This is a genomic window from Micrococcus sp. TCR-5 (assembly GCF_052220525.1).
GTDB lineage: Bacteria > Actinomycetota > Actinomycetes > Actinomycetales > Micrococcaceae > Micrococcus > Micrococcus luteus.
Window position 1 is genome coordinate 109,037 of sequence record NZ_JBQPDO010000002.1, and the last position, 12,473, is coordinate 121,509.

General features: G+C 77.0%; 11 protein-coding genes. 9 read left to right on the top strand and 2 right to left on the bottom strand.

The window, feature by feature from the left end; translation table 11 throughout:
* Positions 1-84: 84 nt before the first annotated feature.
* From ACTSKS_RS02270 to ACTSKS_RS02295, 6 genes are all read left to right on the top strand, one after another.
* Positions 85-1,221 (top strand): GuaB3 family IMP dehydrogenase-related protein, encoded by a 1,137-nt coding sequence (locus tag ACTSKS_RS02270; protein ID WP_044659452.1) that lies wholly within the window; start codon positions 85-87, stop codon positions 1,219-1,221.
* Positions 1,222-1,268: 47 nt separating this feature from the next.
* Positions 1,269-2,234 carry an SURF1 family protein gene (locus tag ACTSKS_RS02275; RefSeq protein ID WP_044659453.1) on the top strand — a complete coding sequence of 322 codons (966 nt, stop codon included), beginning with the start codon at positions 1,269-1,271 and terminating at the stop codon, positions 2,232-2,234.
* Complete coding sequence (locus ACTSKS_RS02280; RefSeq protein WP_036340922.1) at positions 2,231-2,779, top strand: DUF3817 domain-containing protein; 549 nt, start codon at positions 2,231-2,233, stop codon at positions 2,777-2,779. Before ACTSKS_RS02275 ends, ACTSKS_RS02280 begins: the two co-directional genes overlap by 4 nt.
* A 22-nt stretch (positions 2,780-2,801) precedes the next feature.
* On the top strand, positions 2,802-4,421 hold the full coding sequence (gene guaA, locus ACTSKS_RS02285; protein ID WP_044659454.1) for a glutamine-hydrolyzing GMP synthase: 1,620 nt from the start codon (positions 2,802-2,804) through the stop codon (positions 4,419-4,421).
* Positions 4,422-4,519: 98 nt separating this feature from the next.
* Positions 4,520-8,269: a DUF4011 domain-containing protein gene (locus ACTSKS_RS02290; RefSeq protein WP_442927244.1), complete on the top strand. Its 3,750-nt coding sequence runs from the start codon at positions 4,520-4,522 to the stop codon at positions 8,267-8,269.
* On the top strand, positions 8,259-8,498 hold the full coding sequence (locus ACTSKS_RS02295) for a hypothetical protein (protein WP_442927245.1): 240 nt from the start codon (positions 8,259-8,261) through the stop codon (positions 8,496-8,498). The genes ACTSKS_RS02290 and ACTSKS_RS02295 overlap by 11 nt, the downstream gene beginning before the upstream one ends.
* 20 nt (positions 8,499-8,518) lie before the next feature.
* On the opposite strand, the gene ACTSKS_RS02300 is transcribed toward ACTSKS_RS02295, so the two are convergent.
* Together ACTSKS_RS02300 and ACTSKS_RS02305 are read right to left on the bottom strand one after the other, a co-directional pair.
* Positions 8,519-8,788 carry an FmdB family zinc ribbon protein gene (locus tag ACTSKS_RS02300; protein ID WP_164570574.1) on the bottom strand — a complete coding sequence of 90 codons (270 nt, stop codon included), beginning with the start codon at positions 8,786-8,788 and terminating at the stop codon, positions 8,519-8,521.
* 88 nt (positions 8,789-8,876) lie between these two features.
* Positions 8,877-9,542 (bottom strand): 5-formyltetrahydrofolate cyclo-ligase, encoded by a 666-nt coding sequence (locus ACTSKS_RS02305; RefSeq protein ID WP_442927246.1) that lies wholly within the window; start codon positions 9,540-9,542, stop codon positions 8,877-8,879.
* A gap of 57 nt (positions 9,543-9,599) precedes the next feature.
* Here ACTSKS_RS02305 and ACTSKS_RS02310 point away from each other — a divergent pair, with 57 nt between their 5' ends.
* From ACTSKS_RS02310 to ACTSKS_RS02320, 3 genes are all read left to right on the top strand, one after another.
* A complete protein-coding gene (locus ACTSKS_RS02310) occupies positions 9,600-10,226 on the top strand; it encodes a GNAT family N-acetyltransferase (protein ID WP_041104377.1) in 627 nt (208 codons plus the stop codon).
* Between the two features lie 77 nt (positions 10,227-10,303).
* A complete protein-coding gene (locus ACTSKS_RS02315) occupies positions 10,304-11,215 on the top strand; it encodes a hypothetical protein (RefSeq protein WP_216879932.1) in 912 nt (303 codons plus the stop codon).
* A gap of 22 nt (positions 11,216-11,237) precedes the next feature.
* Entirely contained in the window at positions 11,238-12,473 is a 1,236-nt protein-coding gene (locus ACTSKS_RS02320) for a phosphotransferase (RefSeq protein ID WP_270618454.1), read from the top strand.

Here is a 12,473-nt window from a genome sequence, read left to right on the forward strand (position 1 = left end):
TCGGGTCCGGGGGAGCCCCCGGACGGGGCGGCGCCGACGACACGGTCGGAGCCGCCCCCGTGGCGCCTGGGCTAGGCTGGCCCGGTGACGAACCAGATTGAGATCGGCCGCGGCAAGCGCGGCCGCCGGGCCTTCTCCCTCGACGACGTGTCCGTGGTGCCCGCGCGGCGCACCCGGGATCCCCAGGACGTCAGCCTTACGTGGCGCATCGACGCCTACACGTTCGACATGCCCGTGATCGGTGCGCCCATGGACTCCGTGATGAGTCCGGAGACCGCCATCGCGATGGGGCGGCTGGGCGGTCTCGGCGTCCTCAACCTCGAGGGCCTGTGGACCCGCCACGAGGACCCGCGCCCGCTGCTCGAGGAGATCGCCGCCCTCGAGGCCGGCCCGGCCGGGACCGAGGCCACCCGCATGCTGCAGGAGGCCTACGCGGCCCCCATCCGCCCCGATCTGATCACCGAGCGCCTCGCACAGATCCGCGAGGCCGGCGTCGTCGTCGCGGGCTCGCTGACCCCGCAGAACACGCAGGAGTTCTACCGCACCGTCGTGGCGGCGGGCGTGGACCTGTTCGTCATCCGCGGCACCACCGTCTCGGCCGAGCACGTCTCCTCCACCCAGGAGCCGCTGGACCTCAAGCAGTTCATCTACGAGCTGGACGTGCCCGTGATCGTGGGCGGGGCGGCCGGCTACACGCCGGCCCTGCACCTGATGCGCACCGGCGCGGCCGGCGTGCTCGTCGGCTTCGGCGGCGGCGCGTCCACCACCACGCGCCGCGCCATGGGCATCCGCGTGCCGATGGCCACGGCCATCTCGGACATCGCCGAGGCGCGCCGCGACTACATGGACGAGTCCGGCGGCCGCTACGTGCACGTGATCGCCGACGGCGGCGTCTCCACCTCGGGGGAGATCGTCAAGGCGATCGCCATGGGTGCGGACGCCGTCGTCCTGGGCGCCGCCCTGGCCCGCGCCACCGACGCCCCCGGCGGCGGCTGGCACTGGGGCCTCGAGGCCGCCCACCCGGAGCTGCCGCGCGGGCACCGCACCCACGTGGGCCAGGTGGCTCCGCTCGAGGAGGTCCTGTGGGGGCCCGGCCGCCACGCGGACGGCACGTCCAACCTGATGGGCGGCCTGAAGCGCGCCATGGCCACCTGCGGCTACACCGAGCTCAAGGACTTCCAGAAGGTGGAGGTCCTCGTGACCCCCACCCAGACCGTCTGATCCCCGCCGCCCCGAGGCGGCACCCCGACCGAAAGAGTTGATACGGCGTGCTGCGCACCGCCCTCAAGCCCGTCTGGCTGGCCACCCTGGTGCTGGCCCTCGTGGCGGCCGCGGTCTTCGTGGCGCTGTCCAAGTGGCAGTTCGAGTCCGCGGAGACGAATGCGCCGCCGCCGCGCACCCAGACCGAGAACGCCGTGCCGTTCCTGGAGCACGTGCGCCCCTACGAGGCCCTGCTGGGCTCGCAGGCCGACCAGGTGGTCACGGTCGAGGGGGAGTTCGTGCCCGGCACGGACGTCCTGGTCGGCCCGCGCCTGCTGAACGGCCGCGACGGCTACTGGACGGTCACGGCCCTGCGGGTGGCCGGCGCCCCGGACGGCGAGGTCGTCCCGGTGGTCCGCGGTTGGTCGGCCGACGCCGACGTCGTGGACCCCGCGCCCGCCGGGCAGGTCACCGTCACCGGGCGCCTGCTGCCCCCGGACGGGCCCCTGCCGCGTGAGGCAGCGGCCGAGGACACCGCCGACCGGCTCCTGTACCGCAGCCTGGCCCCGGCCCAGCTGGTGAACGTGTGGGACGAGCCGTCCTACGCGGCGTACGTCGCGGCGTTCGAGATGGTCGACGCCGCGGGCGCCGAGACGGGCGCGGCCGGCCCCGGCGGGCTCGAGCCGGTGTGGGTGGCCCCGCAGCCGGAGGAGACCCAGATCATCTGGCTCAACGTCTTCTACGCCGTGGAGTGGATGCTCTTCGCCGGCTTCGCCCTGTTCCTGTGGTGGCGGTTCGTCCGCGACGACCACGTCCGGGACGAGCACGAGCGCCGGCTCGACGAGGAGTGGGCCGCGCAGTGGCGCGCCGAGGAGCTCGAGCGGCGCCGGGCGGCCGCGCGCGAGGCCAAGGAGCGGGCCGTCGCGGCGCAGGCCGCGGCGCACCCACGCCAGGACCACGACGACGACGGGGCCGCGCGCCCCGACCCCCGCGACCCGGGCCCCCGTGGGCCCCGAGAGGAGCAGAGCCGATGAGCACCCAGCACCCCGGCCCCCAGCCGGTGGACCCGGCGAGCCTGCCGGATCCCGAGGACATCACGGAGGCCGACCTGCCCGAGCCGCCCCCGCGGCCGGGCCGGGAGCATCGCCGTTTCGCCGGCACCCAGCAGCAGATCCGCTCCGCCACCCGCCTCTACGTGGTGTGCGCGTGGATCACCGGCATCATGCTCCTGCTGCTCGTGGCGGAGATGGTGCTGAAGTACGGCATGCACGTGGAGCTCTACGCGGGCGGCACCACCCTGGACGGAGAGGCCAACGGCCTGGGGCTGCACCCCACGGACAGCGTGACCGGGGGAGTGAACCTGTCCCTGTTCATCCTCATCGCCCACGGCTGGATGTACGTGGTGTACCTGCTCGCCTCGTTCCGCCTGTGGTCCCTGATGCGCTGGGAGCCGCTGCGCCTGCTGGCGATGGCCGGCGGCGGCGTCGTGCCGTTCCTGTCCTTCGTGGTGGAGAAGCGCATGACCCGCGTGGTCCGGGACGAGCTGCACCGCTTCCCGGACGCCGCGCGGCGCTACTGAGCGCCTCGACTATCCTGGACGGGTGACGCAGAATGCCCCCCACCCCGACACCCCCGCCCCGCTCAGCGACGTGATGCCCACGGTGCTGGTGCTGGACTTCGGCGCCCAGTACGCACAGCTCATCGCGCGTCGTGTGCGCGAGGCCAACGTCTACTCCGAGGTCGTGCCCGCCTCCACCCCGGCGGCGCAGATCCTGGAGCGCAAGCCCGCGGCGCTGATCCTCTCGGGCGGGCCGTCGTCGGTGTACGAGCCCGGCGCCCCGCAGCTGGATCCGGCGCTGCTCGAGGCCGGGGTGCCCGTGCTGGGCCTGTGCTACGGCTTCCAGTCGATTGCGCACGCCCTCGGCGGCACCGTGGCCAAGACCGGCACCCGGGAGTACGGCTCCACCCGCCTGGACTCGGTGGACGCCGACTCCGTGCTGTTCGCGGGCCAGGACCTCGAGCAGGTCGTGTGGATGTCCCACGGGGACGCCGTGACGCAGGCGCCCGAGGGCTTCGCCGTGACGGCCTCCACCGCGGGCGCCCCCGTCGCCGCGTTCGAGGACCGCGAGCGCCGCATCTTCGGCGTGCAGTGGCATCCCGAGGTGGGCCACTCCTCCCGCGGCCAGCGGGTGCTCGAGCAGTTCCTGCACGTGGGTGCGGGCCTGGGCTCGGACTGGACGGCCAGCGGGGTGATCGAGGAGCAGGTCGAGCGCATCCGCGAGCAGATCGGGGACAAGCGGGCCATCTGCGGCCTGTCCGGCGGCGTGGACTCCGCCGTGGCCGCGGCCCTCGTGCAGCGCGCCATCGGCGACCGCCTCACCTGCGTCTACGTGGACCACGGCCTCATGCGCGAGGGCGAGTCCGCCGAGATCGAGCAGGCCTTCGGCGAGGCCCACGGCGGCGCCCGCCTCGTGATGGTGGACGCGCGCGAGGACTTCCTGTCCGCGCTGGCCGGCGTCACCGACCCCGAGGCCAAGCGCAAGATCATCGGCGAGCGGTTCATCCGCACCTTCGAGAAGGCGCAGGCGGACATCGTCCTCGAGTCCGAGCACGACCCGGACGCCACCGAGGTCCGCTTCCTCGTGCAGGGCACGCTCTACCCGGACGTCGTCGAGTCCGGCGGCGGGGACGGGGCGGCCAACATCAAGTCCCACCACAACGTGGGCGGCCTGCCGGACGACATCGAGTTCGAGCTGTGCGAGCCGCTGCGCGAGCTGTTCAAGGACGAGGTCCGCGCCGTGGGCGCCGAGCTCGGCCTGCCTGAGGGCATCGTGCACCGCCAGCCGTTCCCGGGCCCGGGTCTGGGCATCCGCATCATCGGCGAGGTCACCCAGGAGCGCCTGGATCTGCTGCGCCGCGCGGACGCGATCGTGCGCGCCGAGCTCACCGCGGCCGGGCTGGACCGCCAGATCTGGCAGTGCCCGGTGGTGCTGCTCGCGGACGTGCGCTCCGTGGGCGTGCAGGGTGACGGCCGCACCTACGGCCACCCGGTCGTCCTGCGCCCCGTCACCAGCGAGGACGCCATGACGGCGGACTGGGCCCGGATCCCGGACGACGTCCTGTCCCGCATCTCGAACCGCATCACCAACGAGGTCGACGGCGTCAACCGCGTCGTGCTCGACGTGACCAGCAAGCCGCCGGGCACCATCGAGTGGGAGTGAGCGGCGCGTCCGGCGCCGCATCCGGCCGCCCCTGACCGGGGCGGCCGTCCGCACGAAGACCGCCTGGACCCAGGCGACGGAGGAAGGACCGCACGCACGTGACCGAGCAGGAGTTCCCGCGCCTGGCCCGCGCCCGCGCCGCCGCACGCCCCGACGAGGGGCAGACCCGCCCCGACCCGGCCGCCTGGGTGTCCTCCCTGGGCTCGGGCGCCGAGAACGACACGATGCTGCGGTTCGCGCCCTCGGCGGCCAACAGCATCGACCTCACGGAGGCGAACTCCTCCGGTGTCTCGCAGCTGCTGCTGGGGCGGCGCACCCGCCTGTCCACCCTGCTGCCGGCCGGCCCGGTGCTGGACGCGGCGCACGAGGTCTCCCTCGGCCTGCGCGCCAAGGTCCGCGAGCTGGCGGAGGAGCGCGGCATCGACGTCGGCGCGCTCGCCGTGGGCGTGGCCACGTGGACGGCCGAGGAGGACGGCCGGCGGGAGCGCCGCTCCGCCCCCGTGCTGCTGGCCCGCGTGGCCCTGACGGTGCGCCGCGGCGCCCGGGGCCGGGACGAGCTGGAGGTCCAGATCACCGAGCCGGCCCGCCTGAACCCGGCGCTCGTGCGGAACCTGCGCCGGCACCACGGCATCGCCCTGGACCCCGAGGCGTACCAGCAGGCCGCCTACGCCACGGCGCGCCTCGAGCCCGCCCCCGCGTTCGCCCGCCTGCGCGAGGAGACCGCCGCGATCGCGGACCTGCACATCCAGGATTGCCTGCTCGTCTCCACGTTCGCGGACCTCGGCGAGACCGCCTCCCTGCCCGCCTCCCTCGAGGATCTGCCGGTCGTGCAGGCCCTGTACGACGCCGGGACCGGCATGGTGCCCCGCCCGGCGGCGCTGCAGCCCACGGGCGCGCCCGCGGAGGATGACGTCGCCCCGGCGGACGAGCGCCTCGTCGTCGACGTCGACGCCGCCCAGGCACGCGTGCTCGAGCACGCCGCGGCGGGGGAGTCCCTCGTGGTGGCGGCCGCCCCCGGCACCGGGCAGACCCAGACCGCCGCCGCCCTGGCCGCGCGCCTGGCCTGGGAGGGCCGGCGCGTGCTGGTCGTGGCCGAGCGCTCCGCCGCCCTGGCCGACGTGCTCGACCGCCTCGAGGAGGCGGACCTGCGCTCGATCGCGCTGGATGTGCCCGCCAACGCGGACCCCGAGCTGCTCCGCCGCCAGCTCGTGCAGGCCGTCCTGCGCTCCGAGCGGGCCGTGGACCCCGACACCGCCCGGGACGAGGCCGCCCTGACCGAACGACGGCGCCGGCTGCAGGAGCACGTCGGCTCACTGCACCACGTCCGCCCCCGCTGGGGCTGCTCGCCGTTCCAGGCGATGCAGGCCCTGGCCGCCCTGACCGGGCTCGAGACGCCGCCGGCCACCACCGTGCGCCTCAAGCGCTCCGTGCTGGACTCCACCGTGAACCGGCAGGCCGTGGGCGAGCAGCTCGTGCGCGCCGGGGAGCTCGGCGCGTTCTCGGCCGCCGCCACCGAGAGCCGCTGGTTCGGCGCCCGCGTGCGCAACGTGCAGGAGACCGAGGCCGCCTCGGAGCTGGCCGACGAGCTGGCGGCCGCCCTGCACACCACCCGGCGCGCCGTGGACACCGCCGCCGCCCAGGCCGGCCTGCGCCCCGAGCGCACGGTGGCCGGCTGGGCGGAGCAGGCGGACCTCTACCGCCGTGTGGCCCGCACCCTCACCGAGTTCACCCCCGAGGTGTTCTCCCTCGACGTGCCCCAGCTGGTCGCGGCGACCGCCACCAGCTCGTGGCGGCGCCTCCACCTGGTCGAGATGTCCTCGGTGACCCGGTCCCGCCTGCGCCGCGCGGCGAAGGACGCGGTCCGCCCGGGCGTGCAGCCCACGGACCTGCACGGCGCCCTCGTGGACGCCGCCGCCGTCCTGGAGGACTGGAACCGCCACGCCGCCGAGCCGGGCACGCCCCCGCAGGTGCCGGACCAGGGCGAGCACGTGATGGGCCAGGTCGGCCAGGTGCGCGAGCGCCTACGCCGGCTCGAGGGCGTCCTCGCCCCGGAGGCCGTGGCCGAGGCGCCCTTGGAGGAGCGGGACGTGGACGACCTCGTGGCCGCCGTCGACGGGCTCGTGGCGGACCGCGACACCCTGGCCACGCTGCCCGAGCGCACCCTCGTGCTGGACAGCCTGCGCGACCACGGCCTGGCGGAGCTGCTCGAGGACCTGCGCGACCGCGAGGTGCCCACCGAGGCCCTGACCGCCGAGCTCGAGTTGGCGTGGTGGCAGTCCGCGCTCGAGGCGATGATCTCCGGGGACGACTTCCTGGCCATGATGAGCGGCACGGACCTGGCGGAGGTCGAGCGCGGGTTCCGCGACCTGGACCGCGCCCATCTCGAGCGCGGCGGCGCCCGGCTCTCCGCCGCGCTGGCCGCGCGCTGGCGGGAGGCGCTGCGCACCTATCGCGCGGACGCGGCCGTGCTGCGCACCCTGCTCAAGCAGGGCAGCCCCACGGTCGAGTCCCTGGCCACGATCACCCCCGAGCTCCTGCAGCCGCTCGTGCCGGTGGTCACCACCTCGCCCATGGCCCTGTCCGAGTTCCCCCCGGAGTGGCGCGCCGACGTCGTCGTGCTGCTGGAGGCCGACGCGACCGCCCTGGCCACCGCGATGGGCGCGCTCACCCGCGCCCCCCAGGTGGTGGCCCTCGGCGACCCGGTCATCGGGCGCCCGCAGTCGTTCCAGGTGTCCGTGGACCCGACGGCGACCGCCGGGCCCCTGCGCCCGCTGCGCTCGGCCCACGACGCGCTGGACGAGGTGCTGCCCACCCTGCCGCTGCGCACCGTGCACCGCCCCCTCGAGCGGCGCCTGGTGCGCCTGCTCTCCGCGCTCGCCTATGACGGCGCCCTGGACGCGCTGCCCACCGCGGGCGAGGCCACCGGCCGGGATCGTGCCGTCACGGCCGAGTACCTGCCCGAGGGCACCGGCATCCCGATGACCGGCGGCGACGTGGTCGAGTCCACGAACGCCGAGGTCGCCCGCACCGTGGAGCGCGTGTTCGAGCACATCCGCGACCGGCCCGAGCAGTCCCTGGCCGTGGTCACGGTGTCCGAGCAGCACGCCCGCAGGGTGGCCGCCGCCGTGCAGGCCACGGCCGCGCAGGCGCCGTGGGCCCACGAGTTCCTCGCCCGCGGCCGCGGCGAGGACGCCGCCGACGCCGAGCCGTTCGTGATCGTGCCGGTCGTGCGCGCCGCCTCCGTGGTGCGCGACGCCGTGATCCTCACCCCCGGCTACGGCCGCACCCCGCACGGGCGCGTGGTGCACCACTTCGGCGCCTTCTCCGACCCGGACGGCGAGCGCATGGTCACGGTCGCGCTCACCCGGGCACGCCGCCGCCTGCACCTCGTCTCCGCGCTGCGCGCCGCGGACCTGGACGAGGACCGGCTCGACGGCGGCGCCCTCTGGTTCCTGCGGCTGCTCGAGGCCTACCTGGGCGACGACGCCGCGGACCCGGTGGGCATGGTGGGCGATCCGCTGCTGGCCGATCTGCGCGACCGGCTCGAGGAGCACGGCGCCCGCGTCCTGCCCCGCTACGCCGGCGTCATGGACCTGGCCGTGCTCGATCCGCGCGCGGACGAGGCGCCCCGTCCGCTGGCCCTGGCCGGCGACGGCGGCGAGGTGTACCGCGCCCTCACGGTGCGGCAGCGCTCGCGGACCCTGCCCGAGGGGCTCGAGGCCCGCGGCTGGGAGCCCCGGACCCTGTGGGCGATCGACGTGTTCGCGGACCCGGAGTCCGTGGCCCGCGAGCTGGCCGACCGGCTGGGCGTGGAGCCGACGGACGAGACCGACGACGATGTCCGCTGACGGCGCGCCGCGCCGCCGCGGCCCGCGCCGGGCGGACGCCCCGGGCACCGGCCCGGCAGCCGCCGACGGCCGCGAGCCGCGCCTGCCCGGGATGCCCCGGCTGACCGGGCAGGCCGAGACGTCGCCGGCGACCGCGCCGACCGGCCAGGAGGCCGGGGTCAAGTCCGGCCCGGTCGAGGCCGAGCGCGACCGCTGGCTGCGCGAGCAGCGCCCGCCCCACTGGGGCTGAGCCGGCCCGATCCGGCCGGGTCAGTCCGCGGCGGCGGAGGACGAGGACGACGTCGACGACGTCGAGGACCCGGCGGCCGAGTCCGAGGTCGAGCCGCCAGACGAGCCGGTGCCGGAGCGCGAGTCGGTCCGATAGAACCCGGAGCCCTTGAAGCTCACGCCGACCGAGCCGTACTGCTTGCGCAGGACGCCGCCGCACGCGGGGCACTCGGTGAGGGCGTCGTCGGTGAAGGCCTGGACGACGTCGAAGGCGTGGCCGCAGTCCTTGCAGCGGTAGGCGTAGGTGGGCATGCTCAGCTCCAGCTCGCTCGGGGCGCGCCGGGGCGCGCGGTTCTGGGGGGATCCGACCCCCGATGCTACTCCGCGCCGCGGGCCGGGCTCAGACCCAGCGCAGCCCGGCCGCGGTGACGACGCCGTCCACGGGCCGGTCCGTGGGTTCGGCGGGGACGGCGCCCGCCGGCAGCAGCTCGTCCTCGAACACGAGGGCCACGGTCGGCACGCTCCGCGGCAGCTCGGCGAGGAAGCGGTCGTAGTAGCCCCCGCCCTGGCCCAGGCGCATCCCGTCCTCGGCCACCGCGAGCGCCGGCACGACCACCGCGGTCGCCGCCGCCAGCGCGTCGGACCCGAGCCGTTCGCCCACGGGCTCGTCCACGGGGGCGTTCGCGGCGCGCGCCGTCGCGGCCTCCGGGTGCCACGGAGCCCAGCTCAGGCGGCGTTCCGGCTCGATCACGGGGACGAGCACCCTTGCCCCCGCGGCCAGCAGGCGGGTGCGCAGCCCACCGGTGTCCGGCTCGGTGGCCATCGGCAGCACGGTGGCCACCACCGGGGCGGTCCCGTCCGCGGTCGCCGCGGCCACGCGCGGACCCAGCCACGCCCACAGGTGCTCGACGGCGGCCGCGGACTCGGCGGCGCGGCGCGCAGGGGAGCGGTCGCGGCGGGCGGTGCGCAGGCGCGCACGCAGGGCGGCCTTGGCGTCCACGACGTCGTCGACGCCGGCGACGGGGCCCGTGGCGGCGGGCTCGGGCACGGGAGGGGGAGTGCGCATGTCCCCATGATGCCCGCCGCACCGGTGCCGCGCCCGGCCGCGCATAGGATCGACGCCATGTCCTGGCAGCGTTCCCCCTGGCCCGTGACCCTGCGGCACGGCACCCTCGCCCTGCGGCCGCTGCGGAGGCGGGACCGGGAGGCGTGGGAGGAGCAGCGGGCGCACAACCGCGAGTGGCTGACGCCGTGGGATGCGACGAGCCCCGTGCCGGGCGCGGGTCCGGCGTCGTTCGGGCAGATGGTCCGCTGGCACGGCCGCCAGGGCCGGGACGGCAGCGCCTACACGTGGGGCATGGTCCTCGACGACGACCGCCCGGACCGGGACCGCCTGGTGGGGCTGCTGTCCCTGGGCGGGATCCAGTACGGCTCGGTGCTCTCCGGCTCGATCGGCTACTGGATCGACCGTCGCGAGGCCGGCCGGGGGCTGACGCCGACGGCCGTGGCCATGGCGACGGACTGGGCGTTCCGCAGCGCCGGCCTGCACCGGGTCGAGGTCAACATCCGCCCGGAGAACGCGGCCAGCCTGCGGGTCGTGGCGAAGCTCGGCCTGCGCGACGAGGGCCTGCGCAGGGCGTACCTGCACGTGGACGGCGCCTGGCGGGACCACCGGACGTTCGCGGTGACCGCCGAGGAGGTCCCCGACGGCCTGCTGGCCGGGTGGCTGGCCACCCGGCCGCGCCCCTGAGCGGCCCGGCGGGACACGCCGCGTGCGGACACGCCGCGATGGCCGGGCCGGTCCGCCCCCGGCGCTAGGCTGACCGCATGGACGAGACCACCGCGCCGACGAGGGCCGTGCAGGCCGCGCTCGACGCGCTGGCCGACGCCCGGGTGAGCGCGTCGCTGGTCATCGTGGCCCTCGTGGCCTTCCTGGCCTGGCGGCTCGTGCTGCGCCGCCATCGTCTCGCGTCCGCCCCCGCCCGCCCGTCGATGCCGAGGTCCTTCATGCACCGCCTGCAGAGCTCGCCCGCCGTCCGTGCCCTGACCGCCCGGTTCTCGGGCCGCCTGAGCGCCGCCGCGGACGCGGCGCGCACCGCTCGCGGCCGGGCCGGCCTGCACATCCGGTGGGGGCGCACGGCGCTGTTCCTCGCCGCCCTCGTGGCCCTGCTTGTGTTCCTCGTGGCCGGTCTCGCCGCGGCGTTCGGCGCGGGCACGCTGTCCCTGGCCGGCTGGTCGCTCCTGTTCGCCGTGGCCGGGCTGGCCGGCCTGCGGGCCCTCGCGGTCCGCGACCGCGCCCGTCGCGCCCGGCCCGCCGCCGTCGTCGTCCCGGAGCGCCCCGCCGCCCCGGCGGCCGAGGAGCGGCAGGCCCCTCCCGCGGACCCCGAGCGGGACCGCCGCGTGCTGGAGACCGTGCTGGCCTTCGAGACCGAGGCGCCGCGTCCGGCCGCCGCGCCCGCCGCACCCCGGGTCGAGCCCGTGGTGGTGACCGCCTCCGCCGCCGCCCCCGCAGCGGACCGCGCCGTGACCATCCCCGCGGTGCCGCGCCCCACCTACCTGGACGCCCCGGAGATGGCCCGCCCCCTGCCGGCGCCGCTCGAGACCCCCGCCCCCACCGGCGCGGACACCCGGCTCCAGGACGCCGCGCGCACGGCGGACGATCAGATCAGCGCCGCCGCCGAGCAGGACATCGCCGCCCTGGACCTGGACAACGTCCTGGCGCGGCGCCGGGCCTGCTGAGCCCCGCCGGGCGGGCGCGCCCGTGAGCATCGACCGAGCCGCCGCGCGCCAGGCCGTCCGCGCGTCGGGCGAGCGCTGGCTGCGCACCCGAGCCGACGCCCTGCACCTGCAGCGGGGACGCCGGCTCGCGCGCGTCCTGGACCTGGACGTGATGACCGGACGCGCGGGCGACGCCCGCGTCCGCTCCCGCACCCTCGTCCTCGCCCGCGACCCCCGGCACCCCGCCGCCCCCGCCACGGCGTGCCCGCCCGTCCCGGGCGAGCGCGGGGTCCTGGAGGACGGCACCCTGTGGTGGTGGGCCCCCGCCGACCCCGTCCTGCCGGGCCTCACGCTGGCCGCCGACCCGGACGCGCTCGCGGCCCTGCTCGGCACGGCGCCGGGCCGGGCCCGCCTCACGTGGCGCGGCTACCGGCCGCGGGACCGGGCGGTCCTGGCCGTCGAGGCGACCGGCGACGACGGCGTCGTGGCCCGCACGTTCCTGAAGGTGCTCCCGCCCGCGCGCGCCGCACGGGTCGCCCGGCGCCAGGCCGCGGCGGGGGCGGCCGGGGTGCCGGTGCCCGCCGTCCTCGCGGCGCCGGAGCGCGGGGTGCTCCCGCTCGCGAGCGTGCCGGGCCTGCCCTGGCGGGCGCTGCTGGCCGGGCCCGAGGCCGCCGCGCTCGACCCCGCGCGGGTCGCCGCGCTGCTGGACCGGCTGCCGCCGGTGCCCGAGGAGCCCCCCGGCCCGGCGGGCCCCCCGGCCGGGGCGGCCGGGGGCGCCGACGCGGACGACGGCGGACCCGCCGTCCTGCTCGAGCACGCCACGTGGGCCGCCGTCGTGCTGGACCCCGAGGCCCAGGACGAGGCGGCCGCCCGGGCGGACCGGATCCGCGCGGCGCTCGCGGCCGGGGACCCCGGCCCGCGCGTGCCCGTGCACGGCGACCTGCACCCGGGGAACCTGCACGTGGACGCGGCGGGGGAGCGGATCACCGGCGTGCTGGACGCCGACGACCTGGGCATGGGACACCGCGTGGACGACTGGGCCGTCCTGATCGCCCATCTCGAGGCGGGCGCCGTGGACCTCGGCGCCGGCGGCGCCGCGCTGCACGCCGTGGCCGCACGGTTCCGGCGCCACGCCCGCAACGAGGTCGACGAGGTGGCGCTGGCCGCCCGCGTCGCGACCGTCCTCGCCGCCCTCGCGGCGCAGCCGACCGCGCCCCGCGCCGTGCGGGCCGCCCGCCGGGCCGCCGCCGACGCCGCCCTGGGCCGCGTCGGCCTCTGA